Annotated in this window: 23 protein-coding genes and 1 pseudogene; 7 read left to right on the top strand and 17 right to left on the bottom strand. The window is 64.4% G+C overall.

Annotation, left to right across the window (positions count from 1 at the left end; translation table 11 throughout):
* Positions 1–31: 31 nt before the first annotated feature.
* The 3 genes from guaA to folD form a co-directional block, all read right to left on the bottom strand.
* A complete protein-coding gene (guaA, locus tag FHT08_RS07310; RefSeq protein WP_166774691.1) occupies positions 32–1597 on the bottom strand; it encodes a glutamine-hydrolyzing GMP synthase in 1566 nt (521 codons plus the stop codon).
* Between the two features lie 100 nt (positions 1598–1697).
* Positions 1698–3155 carry an IMP dehydrogenase gene (guaB, locus tag FHT08_RS07305; RefSeq protein ID WP_104537180.1) on the bottom strand — a complete coding sequence of 486 codons (1458 nt, stop codon included), beginning with the start codon at positions 3153–3155 and terminating at the stop codon, positions 1698–1700.
* Between the two features lie 90 nt (positions 3156–3245).
* Entirely contained in the window at positions 3246–4130 is an 885-nt protein-coding gene (gene folD, locus FHT08_RS07300; protein WP_166774690.1) for a bifunctional methylenetetrahydrofolate dehydrogenase/methenyltetrahydrofolate cyclohydrolase FolD, read from the bottom strand.
* A gap of 49 nt (positions 4131–4179) precedes the next feature.
* On the opposite strand from folD, the gene FHT08_RS07295 reads away from it, so the two are divergent.
* Positions 4180–4500, top strand: coding sequence for a DUF1244 domain-containing protein (locus FHT08_RS07295; protein WP_104537178.1), 321 nt, complete (start codon positions 4180–4182; stop codon positions 4498–4500).
* On the opposite strand, the gene FHT08_RS07290 is transcribed toward FHT08_RS07295, so the two are convergent.
* The 9 genes from FHT08_RS07290 to cmk all read right to left on the bottom strand — a co-directional run bounded on the left by FHT08_RS07290 (position 4482) and on the right by cmk (position 13046).
* The gene (locus tag FHT08_RS07290) at positions 4482–4652 is read right to left on the bottom strand and encodes a hypothetical protein (protein WP_166774689.1); all 171 of its coding nucleotides are present in this window, start codon (positions 4650–4652) and stop codon (positions 4482–4484) included. The genes FHT08_RS07295 and FHT08_RS07290 overlap by 19 nt on opposite strands.
* A gap of 94 nt (positions 4653–4746) precedes the next feature.
* Positions 4747–5640 carry a UTP--glucose-1-phosphate uridylyltransferase GalU gene (galU, locus tag FHT08_RS07285; RefSeq protein WP_104537176.1) on the bottom strand — a complete coding sequence of 298 codons (894 nt, stop codon included), beginning with the start codon at positions 5638–5640 and terminating at the stop codon, positions 4747–4749.
* Complete coding sequence (locus tag FHT08_RS07280; protein ID WP_166774688.1) at positions 5640–7547, bottom strand: nucleoside-diphosphate sugar epimerase/dehydratase; 1908 nt, start codon at positions 7545–7547, stop codon at positions 5640–5642. The genes galU and FHT08_RS07280 overlap by 1 nt, the downstream gene beginning before the upstream one ends.
* A gap of 13 nt (positions 7548–7560) precedes the next feature.
* Positions 7561–8538, bottom strand: a complete 978-nt coding sequence (locus tag FHT08_RS07275) for a glycosyltransferase family 4 protein (protein ID WP_166774687.1) — start codon at positions 8536–8538, stop codon at positions 7561–7563.
* Positions 8538–9716: a lipopolysaccharide assembly protein LapB gene (gene lapB, locus FHT08_RS07270; RefSeq protein WP_104537174.1), complete on the bottom strand. Its 1179-nt coding sequence runs from the start codon at positions 9714–9716 to the stop codon at positions 8538–8540. The genes FHT08_RS07275 and lapB overlap by 1 nt, the downstream gene beginning before the upstream one ends.
* Positions 9717–9722: 6 nt before the next feature.
* Entirely contained in the window at positions 9723–10028 is a 306-nt protein-coding gene (locus tag FHT08_RS07265; RefSeq protein WP_104537173.1) for a LapA family protein, read from the bottom strand.
* Between the two features lie 65 nt (positions 10029–10093).
* Positions 10094–10405 carry an integration host factor subunit beta gene (locus tag FHT08_RS07260; protein WP_104537172.1) on the bottom strand — a complete coding sequence of 104 codons (312 nt, stop codon included), beginning with the start codon at positions 10403–10405 and terminating at the stop codon, positions 10094–10096.
* Positions 10406–10493: 88 nt separating this feature from the next.
* Positions 10494–12179, bottom strand: coding sequence for a 30S ribosomal protein S1 (rpsA, locus tag FHT08_RS07255; RefSeq protein ID WP_016903550.1), 1686 nt, complete (start codon positions 12177–12179; stop codon positions 10494–10496).
* 183 nt (positions 12180–12362) lie between these two features.
* Positions 12363–13046, bottom strand: a complete 684-nt coding sequence (cmk, locus tag FHT08_RS07250; protein WP_104537171.1) for a (d)CMP kinase — start codon at positions 13044–13046, stop codon at positions 12363–12365.
* A gap of 172 nt (positions 13047–13218) precedes the next feature.
* On the opposite strand from cmk, the gene ykgO reads away from it, so the two are divergent.
* The 6 genes and pseudogenes from ykgO (at position 13219) to FHT08_RS07220 (ending at position 17533) form a co-directional block, all read left to right on the top strand.
* Positions 13219–13344 carry a type B 50S ribosomal protein L36 gene (ykgO, locus tag FHT08_RS07245; protein WP_005913193.1) on the top strand — a complete coding sequence of 42 codons (126 nt, stop codon included), beginning with the start codon at positions 13219–13221 and terminating at the stop codon, positions 13342–13344.
* 240 nt (positions 13345–13584) lie between these two features.
* Positions 13585–13914, top strand: coding sequence for a hypothetical protein (locus FHT08_RS07240; RefSeq protein ID WP_166774686.1), 330 nt, complete (start codon positions 13585–13587; stop codon positions 13912–13914).
* A 233-nt stretch (positions 13915–14147) separates the two neighbouring features.
* Positions 14148–15182: an agmatine deiminase family protein gene (locus FHT08_RS07235; protein WP_166774685.1), complete on the top strand. Its 1035-nt coding sequence runs from the start codon at positions 14148–14150 to the stop codon at positions 15180–15182.
* An 80-nt stretch (positions 15183–15262) separates the two neighbouring features.
* Positions 15263–16147, top strand: a complete 885-nt coding sequence (locus FHT08_RS07230; protein ID WP_104537168.1) for a carbon-nitrogen hydrolase — start codon at positions 15263–15265, stop codon at positions 16145–16147.
* Between the two features lie 52 nt (positions 16148–16199).
* Positions 16200–16308 (top strand): annotated as a pseudogene (locus FHT08_RS07225) (phosphinothricin acetyltransferase); the annotation flags it as partial.
* Between the two features lie 4 nt (positions 16309–16312).
* Positions 16313–17533: a TraB/GumN family protein gene (locus FHT08_RS07220; protein ID WP_016904716.1), complete on the top strand. Its 1221-nt coding sequence runs from the start codon at positions 16313–16315 to the stop codon at positions 17531–17533.
* A 121-nt stretch (positions 17534–17654) separates the two neighbouring features.
* Here FHT08_RS07220 and FHT08_RS07215 read toward each other — a convergent pair whose 3' ends face one another.
* Genes FHT08_RS07215 through FHT08_RS07195 form a run of 5 tightly spaced genes read right to left on the bottom strand, consistent with a single transcriptional unit; the run spans position 17655 to position 24865 of the window.
* Positions 17655–18569, bottom strand: a complete 915-nt coding sequence (locus tag FHT08_RS07215) for an endonuclease/exonuclease/phosphatase family protein (protein ID WP_166774684.1) — start codon at positions 18567–18569, stop codon at positions 17655–17657.
* Positions 18570–18628: 59 nt separating this feature from the next.
* Positions 18629–21766, bottom strand: coding sequence for a discoidin domain-containing protein (locus FHT08_RS07210; protein ID WP_166774683.1), 3138 nt, complete (start codon positions 21764–21766; stop codon positions 18629–18631).
* 26 nt (positions 21767–21792) lie between these two features.
* A complete protein-coding gene (locus FHT08_RS07205) occupies positions 21793–22629 on the bottom strand; it encodes a carbohydrate ABC transporter permease (protein WP_016904891.1) in 837 nt (278 codons plus the stop codon).
* Positions 22626–23510 (bottom strand): sugar ABC transporter permease, encoded by an 885-nt coding sequence (locus tag FHT08_RS07200; protein WP_104604716.1) that lies wholly within the window; start codon positions 23508–23510, stop codon positions 22626–22628. The genes FHT08_RS07205 and FHT08_RS07200 overlap by 4 nt, the downstream gene beginning before the upstream one ends.
* A complete protein-coding gene (locus FHT08_RS07195; RefSeq protein WP_166774682.1) occupies positions 23507–24865 on the bottom strand; it encodes a sugar ABC transporter substrate-binding protein in 1359 nt (452 codons plus the stop codon). Before FHT08_RS07195 ends, FHT08_RS07200 begins: the two co-directional genes overlap by 4 nt.
* Positions 24866–24867 lie beyond the last annotated feature (2 nt).

Below are 24867 nucleotides of genomic sequence, written 5' to 3'. Positions count from 1 at the left end.
TAGCTGGCGATAGTCTTCGAAGGACGTCAAATCACTCCCACTCGATCGTCGCAGGCGGCTTGCCGGAGATGTCGTAGACCACGCGCGAAACGCCGCGTAGTTCGTTGATGATGCGGTTGCTCACCGTGCCGAGGAAATCGTACGGAAGGTGCGCCCAGTGCGCGGTCATGAAGTCGATGGTCTCCACCGCGCGCAGCGCGATCACCCATTCGTAGGCGCGTGCATCGCCGACCACGCCGACCGACCTGACCGGCAGAAACACCGCGAACGCCTGGCTGGTCTTGTCGTAGAGGTCGGCCTTGCGCAGTTCGTCGATGAAGATCGCATCGGCCTTGGCCAGCAGTTCGGCGTACTCGCGCTTCACTTCGCCCAGGATGCGCACGCCCAGACCGGGGCCCGGGAACGGATGGCGGTACACCATCGTGCGCGGCAGGCCGAGCTCGACACCGAGGCGGCGCACTTCGTCCTTGAACAACTCGCGCAGCGGCTCGACCAGGCCCAGCTTCATGTGCTCGGGCAGGCCACCGACGTTGTGGTGACTCTTGATCACGTGCGCCTTGCCGGTCTTGCTGCCGGCCGACTCGATCACGTCCGGATAGATCGTGCCCTGCGCCAGCCACCTGGCATTGGCCAGCTTGCTGGATTCTTCGTCGAAGATCTCCACGAACAGGTTGCCGATGATCTTGCGCTTGGCTTCCGGGTCGCTCACGCCTTCGAGCTTGGCGAAGTAACGATCGGCCGCGTTGACGCGGATCACCTTCACGCCCATGTGCTCGGCGAACATCGCCATCACCTGGTCGCCTTCCTGCCAGCGCAGCAGGCCGGTATCGACGAACACGCAGGTCAGCTTGTCGCCGATCGCCTTGTGCAACAGCGCGGCGACCACCGACGAATCGACGCCGCCGGACAAACCGAGGATGACGTCGTCATCACCCACCTGCTCGCGTACGCGCGCGATCTGGTCGTCGATGATGTTGGCCGCCGTCCACAGCGTCTGGCAGCCGCAGACATCGACCACGAAGCGGCGCAGCAAGGTCTGGCCCTGCAGCGTGTGGGTGACTTCGGGGTGGAACTGCACGCCGTACCAGCGCTTGTCCTCGTTGGACATCGCCGCCACCGGAATGCGGTCGGTCACCGCGGTGACGGTGAAGCCCGGCGGCACCTGCGACACGTGGTCGCCGTGGCTCATCCACACGTTCAGGCGCGACGCGCCGGCATGATCGGTCAGCCCAGCGAACAAGGCATCGGCGGCCACCACCTCGACTTCGGCATGGCCGAATTCGCGCTGATCCGCCGCTTCCGTAGCGCCACCCAGCTGCGCAGCCAGCGTCTGCATGCCGTAGCAGATACCGAACACCGGCACGCCGCTGTCGAACACTTGTTGCGGCGCAACCGGCGCACCCGGCAAGGTGGTCGACTCGGGACCACCGGACAGGATGATGCCCTTGGCGCCGAAACCGGCGATCTCCGACGGGTCATGATCCCAGGCCCAGATCTCGCAATACACCCCGATCTCGCGAATACGCCGCGCAATCAGCTGGGTGTACTGCGCGCCGAAGTCGAGGATGAGGATCTTGTCGCTATGGATGTTGGTCATTGGCGCCGGGAATCGGGAACGGGGAATCGGGAATGGGCAAAGCGGCGCAGACGCTGGTTCATCGATTCCCGACTCCCGATTCCCCATTCACGCATGGGCATCAGCCCATGCGGTAATTCGGCGGTTCCTTGGTGATCTGCACGTCATGGACATGGCTTTCGCGCTGGCCGGCACCGGTGATGACGACGAACTTCGGCTTGGTGCGCATCTCCTCGATGGTCGCGCAGCCCACGTAACCCATCGTCGCGCGCAGGCCGCCGATCAACTGATGGACGATGCCACCGACCGGGCCGCGATACGGCACGCGCCCTTCGATGCCTTCGGGCACCAGCTTGTCGGCATCGCTGGAATCCTGGAAATAACGGTCCTTGGACCCCTTCTCCATCGCGCCCAGGCTGCCCATGCCGCGGTAGCTCTTGTAGCTACGGCCCTGGAACAGCTCGACCTCGCCGGGCGCTTCCTCGGTGCCGGCGAACAGGCCGCCGACCATTACCGTGGAGGCGCCGGCGACGAGCGCCTTGCCGATGTCGCCGGAGTAGCGGATGCCGCCATCGGCGATCAGCGGGATACGGTCCTGCAACGCCTCGGCGACCATGTCCACCGCGGTGATCTGCGGCACGCCGACACCGGCGACCACGCGCGTGGTGCAGATCGACCCGGGGCCCACGCCGACCTTGACCGCATCGGCGCCGGCGTCCATCAGCGCCAGCGCGGCATCACCGGTGACGATGTTGCCGCCGATCACCTGCAGCTGCGGATACGCCTTCTTGACCCAGGCCACGCGATCGATCACGCCCTGCGAATGGCCATGTGCGGTATCGACGATGACCACGTCCACGCCGGCCGCCGCCAGCAGTTCGATGCGCTGCTCGGTGTCGCCGCCTACGCCGACCGCTGCACCGACCAGCAGGCGCGTGGACCCGTCCTTGGCAGCGTTGGGGTTGTCGGTCTTCTTCTGGATGTCCTTGACCGTGATCAGGCCGCGCAGCTCGAAGCTGTCGTTGACCACCAGGATCTTTTCGATGCGGTTGCGGTGCAGCAGCTCCAGCACTTCCTCGTCACTGGCGCCTTCGCGCACGGTGATCAGGCGATCCTTCTTGGTCATGATGTGGCGGACCGGATCGTCGAGCTTCTTCTCGAAGCGCATGTCGCGGCTGGTGACGATGCCGACCAGTTCGCTGCCATCCACCACCGGCACACCGGAGATGTTGCGCGCACGGGTCAGCTTGAGCACCTCGCCGATGGTCGTGTCCGGGCTCACCGTGAACGGCTCGGTGATCACGCCGGATTCGAACTTCTTGACCCGGGCGACTTCGCCGGCCTGCTGCGCGGGGGTCAGATTCTTGTGGATGATGCCGATGCCGCCCAGCTGGGCCATGGCCACCGCCAGGCGGTGTTCGGTCACTGTGTCCATCGCGGCCGAGAGAATCGGCAGTTTCAGGCGCAGATCGCGGGTCAGCCGGGTTTCCAGGCTGACGTCCTTGGGCAGGACGATCGAATGAGCGGGGACGAGGGAAACGTCGTCGTAGGTGAGAGCTTCAGCCTGGATGCGGAGCATCGGCGGACCCGAGTTTGGGGAAGCGCGGCATTTTACCCTGAAAGCCTTCACGAAGACACAACGCGACTGCAATGCAGCGTTACGCGCGCCTCAGCCAGCCGCGTCGGCCGCTTCCAGCGTGTTCTGCATCAGCGTGGCGACCGTCATCGGCCCGACTCCACCAGGCACCGGCGTGATCCAGGCCGCACGTCGCACCGCCGCGTCGAAACCGACGTCGCCGACCAGGCGGCCATCGTCCAGGCGATTGATGCCGACATCGATCACCACTGCGCCCGGCTTGACCCATTCGCCCGGAATCAGGCCTGGCCGACCCACCGCCACCACCAGGATGTCGGCGTTGCGCACGCTGGCTTCCAGCACCTCGGGCGGGGTGAACTTGTGGCAGCTGGTGACCGTGCAACCGGCGATCAGCAGCTCCAGGCCCATCGGCCGGCCGACGTGATTGCTCACGCCCACGATGGTCGCGTTGCGGCCACGCACCGGCTGATCGGTGTGCCCCAGCAAGGTCACAATGCCACGCGGCGTGCACGGACGCAGGCCGAATTCGCGCAGCGCCAGGTGCCCGACATTCTGCGGATGGAAGCCGTCGACGTCCTTACGCGGATCGATGCGCTGGATCAGGCGGTTGGCATCGGGAATCCCCGGCAACGGTAGCTGGATCAGGATGCCGTGGATCTTGGGGTCGGCATTGAGCTGGTCGATCAGCAGCGCCAGTTCGGCCTCGCTGGTGCCCTGCGGCAAGTCGTAATCGAAGGCTTCGATGCCGACCTTTTCGGCCGCACGCCGCTTGTTGCGCACATACACCGACGAGGCCGGATCACCGCCGACCAGCACCACCGCCAGCCCAGGGCGCGCCTTGCCGGCCGCCAGGCGCGCATCCACGCGCAGCTTCAGCCCGTCGAGCAGTTCCTCGGCGATGCGGCGACCATCGAGAAGGCGGGCCGGAGCAGAGGCAGCTGGCGCGGAAACGGTCATGGGGCGTCAGGTGTAGAGTCGAAGGCCGTCTATTGTCCCCGATTCCGTCATGACCGACACCACCTCGACACCCGATTCCATCGCCACGTCCATCGAAGCGGCCGCATTTCGCCGTCTGTTGCAGCATCTCAACCAGCAGCGCCCGGATGTGCAGAACATCGATCTGATGATCCTGGCCGGCTTCTGCCGCAATTGCCTGGGCGACTGGTACCGCGAAGCCGCCGAAGCGCATGGCCAGCCGATGAGCAAGGAGCAGGCACGCGAAGCGGTGTACGGCATGCCGTTTGCCGACTGGAAACAGCGGCACCAGAAAGACGCCACGCCTGCGCAGCTGGAAGCCTTCGCGGCCGCTCAACGCCGGCACGGCTGAACGCTTTTGTGACCCTGCAGCCAGGCGACATCGCCAGGCTCGGCCAGCTGCCCTAGCACCGCCGTGGAGGTCGGCACGACGCCGGACACGGCGACGAATGCCAGCGGCGGCGTGACGCCGAGCAACACGCCGATGCCGGTCAGCACCAGCACGCGGACCGCGACCTGGAGGGCCCGCAGGCGGAAGATCTCAACGACGAACGACGCCAGATGGCGTCGTTCGTGGATGCAGCCGATGGCCAGACGATCAGCCGCGCGCGTCGGCCTCGGCCAATGCAGTGCGCAGGATTTCCTTGGCCGGCCCGCCGTGCTTCTCGTGCTCGAGCGCGAAATGCACGGTCGCCTCGATCAAGCCGATGTGCGCACCACAATCGAAACGACGGCCTTCGAAGCGATAGGCGTCCACGGTCTGCTGCTGCAGCAGTCCGGCGATCGCATCGGTCAGCTGAATTTCGCCCCCAGCACCGGCACCGGTCTGTTCGAGCAGCTCGAAGATCTTCGGGCTGAGCACATAACGACCGACTACCGCCAGATTGCTCGGTGCCACTTCCGGCTTGGGCTTTTCCACAATGGCGTTGATGCGCCCCTTGCGGCCATCGAACGCATCGGTGGCCACGATGCCGTAACTGGCGGTCTTGTCGTGCGGCACATCCTCGACGGCGATGACGCTGCCGCCCGAGGCCTCGGCCACATCCGCCATCTGGGTCAGCGCACCGTCACCACGGTTCCAGATCAGGTCGTCCGGCAGCAATACCGCAAACGGCTCATCGCCAACCACGGCCTTGGCACATAACACGGCGTGACCCAGGCCAAGCGCCTCGGCCTGGGTCACGAAAATGGCACGCACGCCCTCCGGCAAAGCATGGCGCACCAGCTCCAACTGTTCGAGCTTGCCGGCGCGCTCGAGCTTTTGCTCCAGCTCGTAGGCCTTGTCGAAGTAGTCGGCGATCGAGTGCTTGTAGCGATTGGTCACGAAGATCAGCGTGTCGCAACCAGCCTGGATGGCTTCGTCGACGGCGTACTGGATCAGCGGTTTGTCGATGATTGGCAGCATTTCCTTCGGCACCGTCTTGGTTGCCGGAAGAAAGCGGGTCCCAAGACCTGCGACGGGGAATACGGCCTTGCGAATACGCTTGCTCATTAAAGTCTTCTGACCTCACGTGCGGGGAATGGAACGACCGTATCAGATCGCGCGTCGACTTTCCGTCGAGCAGCCGCAAAATCCGGCATCAGACTGCCCAGCACAGTTTCCATCGCCTTGATGTCATAGCGGTTGACCGCCTCACGCAAGCGCGTCACCAGCTGCAATACCTGCTCGTGCGAGAACTCGCGCACACCGGCTTCCAGAATCTTGGGATGCGCGGTGGGGCGATAGTGCTCGTCGGAATAGAACAGGGTTTCGTGCAGCTTCTCGCCCGGACGCAAGCCGGTATAGAGGATGGCCACATCCTTACCGGGCTGTTTGCCGGCAAGACGGATCATCTGTTCGGCGAGCAGGCGAATCGGCACCGGCTCGCCCATGTCCAATGTATAGATCGCGCCATGCGAGGCGGAGGCCGCAGCCTGCACCACCAGCTGGCAGGCTTCCGGAATGGTCATGAAGTAACGGGTCACATCCGGATGCGTCACCGTGACCGGGCCGCCCTGCCGGATCTGCTCACGGAACAACGGCACCACGCTGCCGGCCGAATCCAGCACGTTGCCGAAGCGCACGGTGATGAAACGCGTCGGCGCATCGCGCGCGTCAAGACTCTGGCAGACCATCTCTGCGTAGCGCTTGCTCGCGCCCAGCACGTTGACCGGCTCGACCGCCTTGTCGGTGGAGATGAAGACGAAGGTCTCGATGCGTGCACGCTGACAGGCGCGCGCCACGTTTTCGGTGGCCAGCACATTGTTGCGTACCGCCTCGCGCAATTGTTCTTCCAGCAACGGCACCTGTTTGTAGGCGGCCGCATGGAACACCGCATCCGGCGGGGCGGTATGCAAGGCATGCGCAACCACGGCCGGGTCGCCGCAATCGCCAAGCACACGCACCACTTCGATATCGGGAAACAACCGACGCAGATCCGAATCGATCGTCAGCAATGCCAGCTCATCGATTTCCAGCAGCACGATACGCCGCGCACCGTGACGGGCGCACTGGCGGCACACTTCCGAACCGATCGAGCCACCCGCGCCGGTCACCATGACCGTCTTGTTGGTCAACCAGTCGCGAATCAGGCGCCAATCCGGCGTGACCGGTTTGCGATTGAGCAGGTCCTCGATCGCGACTTCCTTCAACTCGCCGGGCAACGAGCGCCCTTCCAGCACGTTGATCAGCTTGGGCACCATACGGAACGGCAGCCCGGTGCTTTCGCAGATGGCCACCACGCGCTGCATGCCCGAGGCGTCCAGCGACGGAATCGCGATGACCAGCAGTTTGGCTGCCGTCTCCTTGGCGATGGCTGCGGCCTGGTCCAGGTTGCCCAGCACGTTGAGGCCCTGAATCTTGGCGCCATGCAGATTGTTGGCATCGTCCAGATACCCGACCGGCACGAATGCACCGGTGCGGCGCAGATCACGGACAAGACCCTCGGCAGCGCGACCCGCGCCGAGGATCAACACCCGTTGCGCCGCATCGCCGGAGTGCGCGATCTGGTAATCCTTCCAGGCGCGATACAGCAGCCGCGGGGTACCCAGCAATGCCGACAGGGCAAACGGGTAGACCACCAACACCGACAGCGGCACCCCATCCAGGCGGTCGTAGGACAGCGCCAGCACGATCGCGACCAGACCCAGAAAACTCGACTTGAAGATGTTCCACAAGTCCGGCACCGAGGCGAAGCGCCACAGCCCGCGATACAGGCCCATCTTCCAGAACACCAGGCCTTGTGCCACCAGGACCACGGCGGTGCGCCAATCCCACAACGGCAGATCGGGAGCCTCGCGCAGCATGGAGTAGCGGCCGGCATGCAACAGCTGCCAGCACACCCACACCATCAACAGGTCATGCAGCACCACCGCAGCCTGCGGCAGGGCCTTGGTCAAATGGTCACGCCAGGAAATCATAAACGTCCATTACTCAGCAATTGCGCAGTCCGTCGCGCAGAAAATGCCAGATTGCGGTGGCACCTAGACCCCATACCAAGGCTCCAGAGACCTGCAGCCAATTTGCATCATGACGAATTAACACATACAAGCAGACAGCAGCGACGCTGAAAGCGAAATAAATAGCGCTTACCGGAACGTGCGTCTCAAGCCTGCGTGCCAGCCGCTGATAGAGATGTTGGGCATGCGGCTCCCACCACCGTTGCCCGGCGAGCATGCGAGACAGCAGCGTGAAGCCGGCGTCTACGAGAAACGCGGTCAGCGGCAACCAGCTGATCCACCAACTCACTTGCTCGCTGGCCACCGTCAGCGCCAGCAATGCAGCCAGTACATATCCCAATGCACCACTGCCGCCGTCGCCCAGAAAGATGCGCGCACGCGGAAAGTTGAACGGCAAAAATCCCAGGCAGGATGCAGCGACGGCAAGACCCGCCCACGCCCATGCGGCAGGCACGACCGCAGCAAACGCCAGTGCGGCCAGCGCCGCCTGGCTGCTGGCCAGGCCGTTGATGCCGTCCATGAAGTTCCAGACATTGATCAATATCACCGATGCCATGGCGGTGAGCACGCCATCCCAGAGCTGGCCCGTGTAACGGCTGACCAGCCAACCCAGCATGGCCGACGCCAGCAGATGGATCGCGAACCGCAGCCTGGCCGAGAGCGGACGATGGTCGTCCCACCAACCTACCCCGGCCACCAGCACCAGCCCGGCAGCGAACCAATAGATGACAGAGCCTGCCGCCGGCCAGAACACGCTTGCCGTCAGGCACCCGGACAGCAGCGCGGCAACGATTGCCATGCCACCGCCACGCGGAGTGGCGACCACATGGCTGCGACGTTCGCCCGGATGATCGAGCAGACGCCGATGCAGCGCGTAGCGTCGCAGCAACCAGGTCCCCACTGCCGCGACCGTCAGGTGCAACAGACACCACCACAGCCAGACCTGCGGCATCAGACCACCGCGTAGTTCAACAGCGGCTTGACCGTTCCCCATTCCTTGCAGCTCGGGCACTGCCAGTGGTGCGTCTTCGCGCCGAAGCCGCAGCGGGTGCAGCGGTAGCTCGGGTTGCGCACCAACAACTGGTCGGTGATGTGCTTGAGATCCTGCAAGGTGCCCACCGGGTCGCTGCCTTCGGCCAGGGTCAGGTCGATCAACGCCGACTCGCCGCGGACCGATGGTCGGTCCTTGAGCTGACGGCCCAGGTAAGCCAGCGCAGGGGCCACGCCGTCCTGCGCTTCCATCAGCTGCGTCAATGCCAGCACCGGGGCGATGCCGCGGTAGTGCTCGGTCATCTCCGACAGGAAATTACGCGCACCGGCGATATCGCCGACCCGGCGATAGGCCGCCATCAACGCAGGGATGATTTCAGGCAGGTACTCCGGATCATGCCGGGCGGCGCGTTCGAATGCGCGCACGGCCGCTTCATCGTGTCCACGCTCGGCTTCGATGCGTCCTTCCAGAATGCCGGCGCGTACCGAAGTGCCATCGGCCTGATACGCGCGCGCGATCGCCTGCAACGCTTCGTCGGGCTTGCTCAGGCCACGATAGCGATCGGCCAGCTCGCACTCGAATTGCGCAATCAGCTTGCCCATCGGCTCGCCGGTGACTTCTTCGTAACGGGTGGCGTTGTCGATCGCCTTTTCCCAATCGCGCTCGGCCTGATAGATGCCGATCAGATGACGCAGTGCCTGTGGGGCACGCTGATCCAGTTGCGCCAGTTCGGTGAACACGGTCTCGGCACGATCCAGCAGGCCGGACTTCATATAGTCCTCGCCCAGCGCCAGCAAGGCCTGCACGCGCTGTTGATCGGTCAGGTCGGCACGTTGCACCAGACCCTGGTGCAGCCGGATCGCGCGATCGACTTCACCGCGACGGCGGAACAGATGCCCCAACGCGACCTGGGTCTCGAAGGTCTCCTTGTCCAGTTCGGCGATATGCAGAAATAGTTCGATCGCCTTGTCCGGCTGCTCGTTGAGCAGATAGTTCAGACCGCGAAAGTAGGTGCTGGATAGGCGACTGACCTGGGTATCGCCGTGGCGTTGACCACCGCGGCGGCCAACGATCCAGCCCCCCAACGCTGCCAACGGCACGAACAGGAAGAACCAGATCCACTCGGTCAGAAAGTCCATACGCGCTTACAGTCCATCAAAGGGGCGCGGCTCGACTGCGGCAGGCGCAATGGGCCTGGCGTCGGTGCGACTGACTGCAACAGCCTTGTTGGCCTGGCGCAGTTTGGAATAGAGGGGAATCACCACACTGACCAGCACCATGCCGGCACCGATCAACACGCCGACCAGCAGCGCGACGATGATCGCGATCCCGGAGGTCGTGCGCACACTGGAGAAGAGGAAGTCGAGAGTGACGTCCTGGGAATTGACCGCACCGATGATCAGACCGACCAGCAGGAAGGCCAGCATCACCAGCAAACGAAACACCTTCATGGCCAGACTCCGTCGAAAGAGGCTTAGCTTAACCGAGCCGACATAAACACAGCGGCAGAACGACTTTAGTCAGCCGCATCCAGCAGATCGACCGGGACCACGGAGCTGACACGCTCACGCAATTCCTTGCCGGGCTTGAAATGCGGAACATGCTTGCCAGGCAACGCGACCGACTCGCCGGTCTTCGGATTACGGCCAAGACGTGGCGGGCGGTAATGCAGCGAGAAGCTGCCAAACCCGCGGATTTCGATCCGATCACCATCGGAGAGCGCCTGCCCCATCATTTCCAGCAGCGATTTGACTGCCAGATCCACGTCGTCCGCCTTCAGATGCGCTTGACGTTGCGCCAGGATTTCAATCAATTCGGACTTGGTCATGGGAAGACTTGCTTTTTTCGACTGACACATCGGAATCGGCCCGGGCAAGCCCGGGCCGATCCATCACGCTCTTGCGAGCGCTACGCGCTTACTCGGACTTGTTGCTGTTCAACTGTGCACGCAGCAGCGCGCCCAGCTGAGTCATGCCACCGGATGCGGCCGAAGACTGGTATTCCTCCAGCGTTTCGCGCATTTCGGCATCGTCCTTGGCCTTGATCGACAGCTGCAGGGTGCGGCCCTTGCGGTCCATGCCCACGAACTTGGCTTCAATCTTGTCGCCGACCTTCAGGTGCTGGGTCGCATCGTCCACACGCTCGTTGGCGATGTCGCGTGCAGCAACGTAGCCTTCGATGCCATCGGCCAGGTCGATCGTGGCGCCCTTGGCATCCACTTCACGCACCACGCCCTCGACCTTCGAACCCTTCGGGTTGGAAGCCATGTACTGGCCGAACGGATCCTGCTCCAGCTGCTTGACGCCCAGGCTGATGCGCTCACGCTCCGGATCGACTGCCAGCACAACGGCTTCCAGCGTGTCGCCCTTCTTGTAGTTGCGCACGACATCTTCGCCGGTGGTGTTCCAGCTGATGTCGGACAGGTGGACCAGGCCGTCGATGCCGCCGTCCAGACCGATGAAGATGCCGAAGTCGGTGATCGACTTGATCTGACCGGACACCTTGTCGTTCTTCTTGTGGGTGGCGGCGAAGGTTTCCCACGGATTGGCGGCAACCTGCTTCATGCCCAGCGAGATGCGGCGACGCTCCTCGTCGACATCCAGCACCATCACTTCGACTTCGTCACCAACCTGCACAACCTTGGACGGGTTGACGTTCTTGTTGGTCCAATCCATCTCGGAGACGTGCACCAGACCTTCGACGCCCGGCTCGATCTCGACGAATGCGCCGTAATCGGTGACGTTGGAGACCTTGCCGAACACGCGGCTGTTGGCCGGGTAACGACGTGCGATGTTGTCCCACGGATCTTCACCCAGCTGCTTCAGGCCGAGGCTGACGCGGTTACGCTCGCGATCGAACTTCAGCACGCGCACGTCCAGCTCGTCGCCGACATTGACGACTTCGGACGGATGGCGCACGCGCTTCCAGGCCATGTCGGTGATGTGCAGCAGACCGTCGATACCGCCCAGGTCCACGAACGCGCCGTAATCGGTCAGGTTCTTGACCACGCCCTTCAGGATCGCGCCTTCCTGCAGCTTGTCCATCAGCTGCTCGCGCTCTTCCGAGTGCTCGCTCTCGACCACGGCACGACGCGAGACCACCACGTTGTTGCGCTTGCGGTCCAGCTTGATCAGCTTGAACTCGAGCTCCTTGCCTTCCAGGTAGGCCGGGTCGCGCACCGGGCGCACATCCACCAGCGAACCAGGCAGGAACGCGCGGACATCCTTGATGTCCACGGTGAAACCACCCTTGACCTTGCCGCTGATGCGGCCGGTGATGGTTTCGTTCTTTTCCAACGCCTCTTCCAGCTCGTCCCACACCATTGCGCGCTTGGCCTTCTCGCGCGACAGCACGGTCTCACCGAAGCCGTTCTCGATGGAGTCGAGGGCAACCTTGACCTGGTCGCCGACGCCGACATCGATCTCGCCAGCGTCATTACGGAACTGCTCGATCGGCACGATGCCTTCGGACTTCAGGCCAGCGTTGATCACCACCACGTCGCCGCGCACTTCCACGACGGTACCGGTGACGATCGAGCCCGGCTTCAGTTTCGCCAGATTGGCTTGACTGGCTTCGAACAGTTCAGCAAAAGATTCTGTCATTTGAATTTTACTCAGTTGAACACACGGGCGTTGATCGTCGAGTACGACAGATGCCAAGCGCCCAGCCTGTTGGTCGACTCCGGACAGCGAGTCGGTTAAGTAGTAGTAGAACCGCCACACGGGATGTGCGACGGAGCCTTGGAACGCCTTACGGTCGGCGGGACATGCCCGCTTGCGGAACGCTTACGACGACGTGCGAACGGCTAACAACCCGACCACACGCTGGACGACATCCTCGATCCCCATTCCGCTGGTATCGATCAGCACGGCGTCTTCGGCCGGCCGCAATGGCGCCACCACCCGCTGCGCATCACGGGCATCTCGAGCCATGATCTCGCGCAGCAGGTCGTCAAAGATAACCGAAACACCCTTTTCCATCAACTGTTTATGGCGACGGCCCGCACGTTCTTCAGCACTGGCGGTCAGAAACACCTTGTAGGCAGCATCGGGGAAGATCACCGTACCCATGTCGCGCCCGTCTGCGACCAGGCCGGGCGCCCGCCTGAATGCGCGTTGCCGCTCTTTCAGTGCGCTACGCACCTCAGGGATGGCGGCAATCGCCGAAGCCAGCGCACCGGTCGTCTCAAGGCGCAGTTCGCCGGTGGCATCCACCCCGTTGACCAGTACCCGCAGCCCCGCCTCGCCGGCGTCGTCGAACTCTACCTTGGTGTCGAAGGTGCAGCGCACCAGCGCGGCCGGGTCGGAAACGTCCAGATCGGCCCAGCTCGCCGCCACGCCCACCGCGCGGTACAGCGCACCCGAATCGAGGTAATGCCAGCCCAGCCGTGCGGCCACGATCCGGCTCACGGTGCCCTTGCCGGCGCCGGAGGGACCATCGATGGTGAGAACGGGCGAAAGGTCGGTCATTCAGGTTTCCGGAAGGTCATCAGGCGGTAGTGTAGCGCCGCTGATTGGAATTCGGATGCAACCACTTGAAAGCACGACGAAAAGCCGGTTAGAATTGCCGGCTTAATTCCGGGTGCACCCTCGATTGCGGGCACTCTTCCATCGAATCCAACCGTTTACGCCGAGGTGTGCCATGAAAGTCCTGTCCTCCCTGAAGTCTGCGAAGACCCGTCACCGCGACTGCAAGGTGGTCCGCCGCCGCGGCAAGGTCTTCGTGATCTGCAAGTCGAACCCGCGTTTCAAGGCGCGTCAGCGCTAAGCCTTTGCCGCGCGCGCAAGACCCGAGAAAGCCGCCTCCGGGCGGTTTTTTCTTGGCCGGTGCTTCAGGTCGGTGGTTGCGACATGCCGGCTGCACTGTCTCGGGTCTTGGCCGGCTCCGCGTAACGGTGGAGCTGGCAGGCATCCGGCGCGGCGTTGGGTGACACTGCTCTGCAAGCACGCCCGTCCTGGTTTTTGCTGTAATCACCATCCGAATCTTGTCCACTGGGGAGTAGATGACATGCGCAACCGTTTGTTTGGCCTGCCGTTGATCGCGTTGATGGGGATCAGTGCCGTTGCCTGGGCCGATACGCTACTGGTCGACCGTGCACAGCAAAAGCCTGCCGCTGCCCTGCCCTTGCGCGGCGACAGCATGAGTCAGGTCCAAGGCCGTTACGGCGCGCCGCAGGAAAAGCTGCAGCCGCGCGGTGGCCAGAAGCGCCAGTGGCCGACGATCCATCGCTGGGTGTATCCGGCCTTTACCGTGTATTTCGAAAAGAGCCGGGTGATCGACGTGGTGGCCAATCAGGCCAATGCCAACGAGATCGGGCCCAAACCGCCGATCAGGTGATCGCGGGTTGTTCGGGCTCCAGCGGATGGAGACTGCAACAGTGGCTTGATCCGATGATGCAAAAAGCGATCACCGTGGATCGCCAAGGCGAATCCTTCGAAAGGAGCGATTTGACGTCAATCCCTCGCAAGAGCCGATTTAACGCGAGTCCCTCGCAAGAGCCCGCACGTCCATGTGCGGGGATTGAATTAACGGCCCGGCGTTGCCTGGCATTGATTAGGTAGTTGCAAGTTATGACCGATAGCGTTCGCTTTCCTGCCGAGTGGGAACCTCAGTCCGCCGTGTTGATTGCGTGGCCGCACGCGGGCACCGACTGGGCCGAGCGTCTTGCCGAGGTGGAGGAGACCTATATCGCGCTGGTCGCGGCGATTTCCCGTTTCGAGCCGGTGATCGTGTGCGTGGCCGATGACGATCTGCAGATCTATGCGGAAGCGCGGCTGCGCTCGGCACGGGTGGATATGGCGCGGGTGCGCTTCGTGATTGCGGCTTACAACGACACCTGGCTACGCGATTCCGGCCCGATCACGCTGCGCCAGGATGGCGGTTTCCGCCTGATGGATTTCCGCTTCACCGGCTGGGGCGGCAAGTTCGAGGCCAGCCTGGACGATCAACTGGTCACCTCGCTGGACGCGGCCCGGGTGTTCGTATCCTCGCAGGTGCAGACGGTCGACTTTGCATTGGAAGGCGGTGCAATCGAGACCGATGGTGCGGGCACCTTGCTGACCACCTGGAAATGCCTGCACGAGCGGCATCCGCAGCGCACGCGCGATTCGCTGAGTGCCGATCTTGCCGCGTGGCTGGCGCAGGACCGCGTGCTGTGGCTGGATCACGGCTATCTGGAAGGCGACGACACCGACGCGCATATCGATACGCTGGCGCGCTTCGCCGGCCCGGATGCGATCGTCTACCAGGGCTGCGATGTGGCCAGCGATTCGCATTACACCGAACTGCAGGCGATGGGCACCGAACTGGCTGCATTGCGCAAGGCCGATGGGCAGCCGTATCGCCTGTTCGTATTGCCCTGGGCAGAGCCGATCCTGGATCAAGGCCGGCGCCTGGCCGCCTCCTACGCCAATTTCCTGATCGTCAACGGTGCGGTGCTGATGCCGGCTTACGGCGACAAGGCCGACGCGAGCGCGCAAGCAGTGCTGGCCGAGGCGTTTCCGCAGCACGCTATCGTGCCGGTGCCGTGCCGCCCATTGATCTGGCAGAACGGCAGCCTGCACTGTCTGACCATGCAACTGCCCGCCGGTCTGCTGGCCGCCTGAGTCACTCCTGTTCCGGCCGGCAGGCCGGTGTTACACCATCGCGCGCTACCTTAGTGCGTCACTTAGCCGGACCAATCGCCATGACCCGTCATCTCCTTCCCGTCGCGCTGATCCAGGAGCGCAACCACGGCGACGCCGCGGCCAATCTGGCCATCATCGAATCGCGCGTGGCCGAAGCTGCCGCACAGGGCGCCAGGCTGGTGCTGCTGCAGGAACTGCACAACGGTGCGTATTTCTGCCAGCACGAGTCGGTGGACGAATTCGACCTGGCCGAGCCGATCCCCGGCCCCAGCACCGAGCGGCTGGGAGCGCTGGCCAAGCAACACGGCGTGGTGCTGGTGGCCTCGTTGTTCGAGCGCCGCGCAGCCGGGCTGTATCACAACACCGCCGTGGTGTTCGAAAAGGACGGCCGCCTGCTCGGCAAGTACCGCAAGATGCATATCCCGGACGATCCGGGCTTCTATGAAAAGTTCTATTTCACCCCGGGCGATCTGGGCTTTGCGCCGATCGACACCTCGGTCGGCCGGCTCGGCGTGCTGGTGTGCTGGGACCAGTGGTACCCCGAAGCGGCGCGCCTGATGGCGCTGGCCGGTGCGGAGCTGCTGCTCTACCCCACCGCGATCGGCTGGGATCCGGATGACCAGCAACCCGAGCAGGAGCGCCAGCGCGATGCCTGGGTGCTCAGCCATCGCGGCCATGCGGTCGCCAACGGGGTGCCGGTGCTGTCGTGCAACCGCGTCGGCCATGAGCCCTCGCCGTTGGGCGCGTCGGGTATCCAGTTCTGGGGCAACAGCCATGTGCTGGGGCCGCAGGGCGAGTTCATCGCCGAAGCCGGACAGGACCCGACCGTGCTGGTGTGCGACGTCGACCTGCAGCGCAGCGAACACGTGCGCCGCATCTGGCCGTTCCTGCGCGATCGCCGCATCGATGCGTATGGCGACCTGCTCAAGCGCTACATCGACTGACCGCATGCCTGTCGAGTTGCGCAATGTCCGCGACGCGGACATCCCGGCAATCACGGTCGGAGTGTTCACCGGTATCGGCCGCAAGCATGGTCGCTGGCTGGACGGCGTGCAGATGCAGCGCGCTCGGCTCCGGTGACACCGCCCCTCCTTCTGATGAATGACCCCATGACTGAGCAAACCACCCACGTTCTGGACGATGCGTTGTCCGGCCAGCCGCATCGCATCGTCGAACGCGATGGCGTGCGCTATACGTTGCTAGGTACCGCGCACGTGTCACTGGCCAGCGTGGCCGCAGTGCAGCGGGCGATCGGCAGCGGCCGCTACGACGCGGTGGCGGTGGAGCTGGATGCGCAGCGCCTGCAGGCGCTCAGCGATCCGGATGCCCTCGCCCGTCTGGACCTGGTACAGGTGATTCGTAAGGGCCGGGTGGCCTTGTTCGCGGCCAACCTCGCCCTGGCCGCCTACCAGCGCCGCCTGGCCAAGCAGCTCGGCATCGAGCCGGGCGCAGAGTTGAAGGAAGCGGTGAATCTGGCGCGCGCGCAAGGCCTGCCCGTGCACCTGATCGATCGCGAAGTCGGCCTGACCTTCAAGCGCGCGTCCGGGCGGCTGGGATTCTTCGGCAAGATGAAACTGGCCGGCGGCCTTCTCGGCGGTCTGTTCGCGGCTGACGAGGTGGGCGAAGAAGAAATCGAAAAGCTCAAACAAGGCGACATGCTGGAGGCGAGCTTCGGCGATTTTGCCAGCGAAAGCCCGGAGCTTTACGAGACCGTGATTGCCGAGCGCGACCAGTACATGGCCACGCGCCTGCGCGAGGAAGCCACTACGGATCAGCGCGAGATACTGGCGGTGGTCGGTGCAGGGCATCTGGCCGGTCTTGCGCGCCACCTGGAACAGGACACCGCCGCACCCGGCCCGTTGCGCGAGTCGCTGGAATACGTGCAGCAGCGCAAGCGCATTCCGTGGATCACATTGGGCATCCTGGCGATCATCATCACCGGCATCGGCATCGGGTTCTGGCGCGGCGGTCTGAGCATGGGCGCGGACCTGTTGTTGCAGTGGGCGATGTATACCGGCGGACTGGCGGCGTTGGGTTGCCTGTTGGCCGGTAGCCATCCCTTGAGCATCCTCACTGCGGCGGTCGTGGCGCCCTTCAAGCCGTTCCGTCTGAGCGTGCCGACCGGTGCGTTTGCGGCCCTGGTCGAAGTGCATATGCGCAAGCCGGCCTATGGCGACTTCCTGTCGCTACGCGACGACGCGCAGACCTTGCGCGGCTGGTACCGCAATCGCGTCTCACGCGTGGTGCTGACCTTCCTGCTGACCAACGTGGGCAGCATGGCGGGCGTGTGGCTGGCCGGTGTGCAGATCTTCAATCGCCTGCACGGGTGAGCGTGGCGGCGCTGCAATCTGTTGCTTCTCGTAGGAGCGCACCCGGGCGCGATGGGGCGTTACCGGTAACGCCCCATCGCGCCCGGATGCGCTCCTACGGCATTCGATCGCTTGCGCGCGGCTACGGCGCGGACTGCGCCTGTGGCGCGAGCTGCAGGCGCACCCAGACGCCGTAGTGGTCCGAGGCCCAGCGACCTTCGGCATACGGCGTGTCGAACAGGATGCGCGCTTCGCGGGCCAGCAGGCGGTTCTGCTGAAAGAACACGTGGTCGATCCGCGCCGGCGTGTCGAAGACATGCAGGTTCAAGGTGCTGACGCTGGCGTCGCCGTTGCGGTGCACGCTGCCGTAGCTGTCGCCGTAGCCCTTGCGTAGCGCTTCCAGATCGAGGGCATCGGCGGCGGTGTTGAAGTCGCCGGCAATCACGACCGGTGCCTGATTGCTGTTGGAGGAAATGAAGTCCAGCAAGTCGGCGACCTGACGCGTACGTGTGGCGGTGCCGCGTGCATCGGCACGCTCGTTGAGGTGGGTGACGTAGACATTGATCGGTTGGCCATCGATATCGACCTGCAGATGCGCGGCAACGCGGTAATCGTCCAGCGGCTGCAGCAGGCGCTGATGCCGGGCCAGCACCCTGCGCCGGCTCAGCAACGCGTTGCCGTAGCGCTTGGGCGCGCCGACCGGATCGACCGATGCGAAGGTGTAGTCGTAACCCAGCTTGCGCGCGAGCCAGGCGGCCTGGTTCTCCACGCTGTCGCGGCGTTCGATCACTTCCTGCAGCGCGATCACGTCCGGCGCCAGCTGCTTGAGCTGTTTGGCGATATAGGCGCGACGCGCCGGCCAGTCTTCGCGGTCGTGGTGCAGGTTGAGCGTGACCAGGGTCATCTCGCGCTGCGCCGGGCCCGGCGGCTGCACTGGCTGGGATGCGCGTTCTGCACGATCGGTCTGGTTGACCTGTGCGGGTTGCGCGACCTGCAGGGCGTGGCTGGCCTGCGTGGCGTGTACAGCGCCGGCGCACAGCAGCAGCGCCACCCACACGACCGGCCGACGGGCACCACGCCGCGCCAGCGCTGCCCTGCTCGGTCGAGCTGCGCCATTCATTGCGTAGCGCGCTCGGCCCGCCGCACCGCGCTGGGCACATCGATCTGCACAGTGGCCGGCAGCTGTTGAATCCGCAGTTCGCCGTTGTGCCATTGTGCCGATTCGCCGTTGATGCTGGCCTTGCCTGGAGTGCCCTGGTACGGCCACGGCAACACCACCCCGCCCGGCGGCAGGATCAGGCCGGGCTGCAGTTGCAGCACCAGCTGCTTGTCGGTGCGCTGCAGGGTGTAATTCAGACGCCCGTACGGCGTGCGCAGTTCGGCGATGCCGATGCCTTTGCCCTCGAACCAGCGCGTCGGGGTGCCGGCAGCGATGACCAGGCTGGCGTCGGATTCGCGTCCGTAGGCAAACATGTCCAGCACCGAGCGCACGAAATCCGAGGCGACCCAGGCGTGCGGCAGGTCGCCGACGAAGAACGGCGTGCGCGGCGTGCGCGAGACCACTTCGGCCCATTGGTTCCAGGGTTGCGGCGCACGGTCCTTGAAGAAGAACGCGGTGGCGTCCCAGGCGCGGTCACGCCAGCCCAGGCGCACGAATGCGGCCACGTTGCGCCATTCGTAGGGTGTGTAGTCCTTCCATGCGCGCTTGCCGTCGCGGCGCTCGGAAAACTCCTTCCAGTAGCGTTCGAAGGTATTGGTCAGCAGGTCCTGCGGCAGGCGTTGCTGCTCGCCACCCGGCGCCAGCGCGATGGTGGTGGAGGTCGCATCGAAGTCGCCGAGCTCGGCCGAGCCGGGCAGGAAATCGAGACCGTGCTGGCGCACCGCCGCACCCAGCGAGGCGACCAGGTCGCCACTGAATTCGTCGCGTGCAGTGCTGAAGCGGGCGACCTCGTCGGGCTTGTCGAGCGCGCCGGCCAGCATCGCCGCATCCTTGTAGCCGCGCAGCGCCCAGAAGTTGTCCCAGTACGAATGCACCGGCTTGGCCGAATAACCTTCGTGGCTGATCGACACCGGCATCATTCCGTAGAAGGCCGGGTTGCGCATGAAGTTGTCTTCGGTGCGCTCGCTGGCGCGCAGCTTTTCCATGTAGTCGTAGGCGCCGGTCACGTGCGGCCACATCTTTTCCAGGAACGCCTTATCGCCGGTGTAGCGGTAGTACTCGGCGATGTTGAAGATCAGCTCGCCATGGCTGTCGTTCTCGGGCACCGGGTCGCTGCCGCGGTCGTCCACGCAGCACGGCACCATGCCGTCGGCGAACTGATACGGGGCGAACCAGTCGACGTACTCGCGCACCACGTCTTCGCGGCCAAGCCGCAGCAGGCCTTCGGAAATCATCGCGCCGTCGCGGATCCAGCTGCGCGAATACGAGCGTGTGCCGGGCTGCAACCGCGGGCCGATGCGCGAGATCAGCATGTGCGCCAGCGCCGTGCGCAAGGTGTCGACCACCGGCTTGCCTTCGGCCGGCACGCTGATGCGCACGCGATCAAGCTTGCTGCGCCACTGCTGGGCCACCTGCTGCTGCGCCTTGTCGGCATCGAAGCCGGCCGGCAGTTGCGCGGTGCCGGTCTGCGGAATCACCAGCGCCACCTCGCGCCGTTGGCCAGGCTCCAGCTTCCAGCGATACAGCAGCACGCCCGAGGCCAGGCCGGTATCGTCCTTGACCTGGGTGATCGCCGGCGGGGTGGCGGCAGTGAGATGGCTGACGTCCATGCCGCTGTCGAAAGCGCTGGCAAAACCGGCATCCGGACGCTGTGCGGCGAATACGCGCGGCCTGCCGTTGACGCTGACCTGCGCACCGTCCACCGCCAGTTGTTCGATCCGGCTGACGCCGCCCAGGGTATTGAGGAACTGCGCCGGCGGATTGACCTGGAACGGCCGCACTGCCAACGCCAGGGTGAACTCGCGCGCCTCCTTGCCGGTGTTGTGCAGCTGATAGCGTGCGACCAGTTGCGCCTGCTCCGGGGTGCCCTGCACGAACGCGGTCACGCGCAGGTTCATCAGGTCGTGATGCCAGTCGACGCTGGGAATCGGCAGGTAATCGTCCTGCAGGCTCTGCTCGCTGCTGACGTCGGACCAGTGCAGCAGCTTGCCGCCGCTGACCACGAACGGCTCGATGCTGAAGCCGCCCTTGCCCACTTCCACCGCGCCGTCCTCGCCGATCAGGCCCTGCTCGGTGCCGCCATCCAGACCCAGGATGGTCCAGTACGGCTGCTCGCCGGAGAAACCGCGCGGATAGCTGCCGCGCGGCATCTGTGCGGCAAGCGACTTGATGAAATCGTTCGGGGTCGCCGCAAACGCCAGCGGCTGCAGTTGCACTTCCTTGATGCCGTAGCGCCAGTTGGGGCCGTCCTTGAGATCGAAACGCAGGTAACGCGCCTCGGTGTCCGGCAGTGCCAGCCAATCGGTGCCGCCGGCACCGGCCGTGACGGTGCGCAGGTCGCGCCAGCCGCGCCCGTCGCTGGACGCGCGCACCACGTATTGCGAGGCCTGCAGGCCGGGCACCCACTGCACCACCGCGCCGCCGAATTCGCGCACCTTGCCCAGATCCAACGTGACGGTCTGTTGCTTGACCGCGCCGCTGAGCCAGAAGGTCTCCGGCTTGCCGTCGGCCAGGCGTTGTTCCAGTGCGGGCGCGGTATCGGTGATGGCCTCGGCCTTCAACGGCGAGGTGTCTTCCGGCGGCAGCGGCGTGAGCGTCAGGCGGTCGAAGCACACCGTGCCCTTGCCGCCGACCTTGTTGTAGATGGTGAATTCGACATCCGCGCTGCTGCGCAGCTGCTTGTCCTGACCCGGGCCCCAGGCCTTTTCGATGTTGCGCCTGCGATAGCCGACGGTGGTCCAGTTCTTCGGGAAGTTGAAGCCGGGCCGGTTGATCCACCACACGTTGTCGCCGCTGGCGTCGATCAGCTTGACCTGCAGGTCGTTGGACGGCGACTCGCCGCGCAGCGCAAAGCCGATGCGGTAATTGTCCGGATAGTCGATCGGCAGGCTGCGGCGGATGCCGACATAGCCGGACACGCCGTTGAAGTTGTAGTCCAGGCACAGGGCATGCCCGCCGGAACTGGTGGCCACCGGTCGCAGCGAACCGCTGACCTGGTTAGAGACCACCAGGCGCCAGGCGCTGATGTCGTTGAAGCCGTCGAGCACGCGTTCCTGCGCCTGCGCCGTGACCGCAGACGTGGCAACAGCGGTCATGGCAAGCAATCGCAGGAACATTGGCTTCACCCCTTCACACTCCCCAGCAGAAGACCTTGGATGTAGTAGCGCTGCAGCGCGACGAACAATAGCAGCACCGGAATCACCGTCACCACTGCGCCGGCCATCATCAGCTCCACGTCCATGATGTGCTCGCGCGACAGCGCCGCCAGCGCCACCGGCAAGGTGTACTGTTCCTGGTCGGTCAGCACGATCAGCGGCCACATGAAGTCGTTCCACGAGCCCATGAAGGTGAAGATGGTCAGGGTGACCAGTACCGGCTTGAGCATCGGCAGCACGATCTGGAAGAAGATCCGCATCTCGCTGGCACCGTCGATGCGCGCGGCCTCGATCAGTTCGTCGGGAATGCTGCGCGCATACTGGCGCACCAGGAAGATGCCGAACACCGTCGCCAGCGCCGGCACCACCACCCCGCCGATGTTGTTGACCAGATGCAGCTGCTTCATCAACAGGAACAACGGCAGCATCGCCACCTGCGCCGGGATCACCAGCGCGGCCATCAGGATCTTGAAGATGCGCTCGCGGCCAACGAACTGCAGCTTGGCGAACGCATAGCCGGCCATGGTGTTGATCAGCAGCGAGCCGAGCGTGATCAGCCCGGACACCATCAGGCTGTTGGCGAAGTTGCGCGCCATGCCGGTGCGCGCAAACAGCTCGTGGTAATTGGCGGTGGTGAATGCCGAGGGCAGCATCGGCGGCGGGAAGCGGCTGGCCTCGCCGGTGGGCATGAACGACACCGACAGCATCCACAGCAGCGGCGCCAGGCTGACCAGCGCCAGCAGCAGCAGGCCACCATTGATCAACACGCCGTTCCAGCGCGATTGGCCGACATCACGACTCATATCAAATCTCTCTTGCGGCCGAAGCGCAGCATCACGGTGGTCACCGCCAGGATGATCAAAAACAGCAGGAACGCTACCGCCGACGCTCGGCCCAGGTTCCACCACTTGAAGCCTTCCTCGAACATGAAGTACAGCACGCTCACGGTGCTTTGCAGCGGGTCGCCGCGGGTCATCACGTAGGGCTCGGCGAACAGCTGGAAGTAGCCGGAGATGGTGATCACCCCGACCACCATCAGCACCGGGCCGAGCATCGGCAGGGTGATATGCAGGAACTGCTTCCAGCGCGAGGCGCCATCGATGCGCGCGGCCTCATACAGGTCCTGCGGAATGGCCTGCAGCCCGGCCAGGAAGATCACCATGTTGTAGCCGAAATTCTTCCATACCGCGAACAGCATGATGGTCGGCATCGCCCAGCGCGGGTCGCCCAGCCAGTCGATCGGGGCGATGCCCAGATGGCTCAGGCCGAAGTTCACCAGGCCGTACTTGATGTGGAACAGATAGCGCCAGATCACCGCCACCGCCACCAGCGTGGTCACCACCGGGGCGAACAAGGCGGTACGGAACAGCGCCTTGAAGCGCGAGGCCTTGGCATTGAGCAGCAATGCCGCGCCCAGCGACACCCCGATCGACATCGGCACGCCCAGCAGCACGAAGTACGTGGTGTTCCACAACGACTTCCAGAACAGCGGCGTCTGCAGCAGGTCGATGTAGTTGCCCAGCCCCACGAAGCGCAAATGGCCGCTGTCGGCCAGCGCGTACAGATCGAAATCGGTGACGCTGAGCACCAGCGCGGCGAACACCGGCACGCCGAAGAACATGCCCAGCACCAGGATCGACGGCGCGGCGAACACCCAGCCGGCGACGGAATTACGCCTCATCATGGTGCTGCTCCCTTGTCCGCTGCCGGCACTGGCGCGGCGGCAGATGTCGCCGCAGGCGTTGCAGATTGACCGGCCGGACCGACATGCCCGCCCTCCTGTTCGAAGATCCAGCGACGCTTGGCCAGAATCTCGTCCACGCGTTTATCCAGCTCCTGCACGGCGGCCTCGTGCGATTGACCGCCACGCACCACGCGCTCGGTCACCAGGCGCATTTCCTGCACGATGCGCTCCCACTCCAGCACCTTGGGCGTGGCCTTGACCCGCTCCAGCTGGTCGCCGAAGGCATGCGCCAGTTCGTCGTTGGCCAGCGAGGGCAACTTCCAGGTGCTGCGACGCGGCGGCAGGTCGCCGATGATGGCGTGGAAGCGCGCCTGCACCTGCGGCTGCGACAGGTATTCGATCAGCTTCCAGCTGGCATCCTTGTGCTGCGACGACTTGAAGATCACCAGGCTGGAACCGCCGGCAATCCCCGCGCCCAAGCCGTTGGGTCCCGGCAATGGCGCGGTGCCCCACTTGCCTTCCATGCCCGGCGGCTGGCGCAGCTTGAACTCGCGCACGTTCCAGGGGCCGGACAGATAGAACGCGTAATAGCCGTTGAAGAACTCGTACCAGACATTGGAGACCTGGGTCTCGGAGACCTTCGGCGCCCAGCCTTTCTGATACATGGTGTCGTAGAAGCCCAGCGCCTTGCGGAAGCCCTCGCCGCGGAAGTTGCCGTAGTTGTCGTGGTCGCGCAGCAGGCGGTCGTCCTGCTGCAGCGCGAACGACAGCTGCTGCTCGAACTCGTTGAGCGGCATCAGGATGGCGTAGCGGTCCGGGCCGACCTTGCGCTTGATCGCCGCCATCACCTGTTCCATCTCGGCCCAGGTCTTGGGCATCTCGCTATAGCCGGCCTCGCGCAACAGATCCTTGCGATAGAACAGCAGCCGGGTGTCCACATACCACGGCACGCCATACAGGGTGCCGTCGACCAGATTGGTGTCCCACACGCCGGGGAAATAATCCTGCGGGTCGACGCTCCTGGAACGGGCCACATACGGCTGCATCGGCTCCAGCGTGTCCAGCAGGGCGAACTCCGGCAGCCAGGTGTTACCGAGCTGGCACACGTCCGGCAAGCCATCGGCGGCAAAGGCGGTCAGCAGTTTTTCGTGCGCCGCGGTCATCGGGATGTTCTGCACATCCACGTGGATATCGGGGTTTTGCTTCTCGAAGTCGGTCACCAGCTCGGCGACCACTTCGGCCTCCTTGCCCATGGCCCAGAAGCGCACAGTGGTCTTGCCGGGGTCGGAGCGTTCGCAGCCCGCCACACCCAGACACAGTGCGGCGGAGATCATCAACAGTTTCAAAAGGCGCACGG

Source organism: Xanthomonas sp. CFBP 8151 (assembly GCF_011761885.1).
GTDB classification, from domain to species: Bacteria; Pseudomonadota; Gammaproteobacteria; order Xanthomonadales; family Xanthomonadaceae; genus Xanthomonas; species Xanthomonas arboricola_B.
Note: the sequence above shows the minus strand (reverse complement) of the source record. Positions and strands in the feature narration are given on the sequence as shown.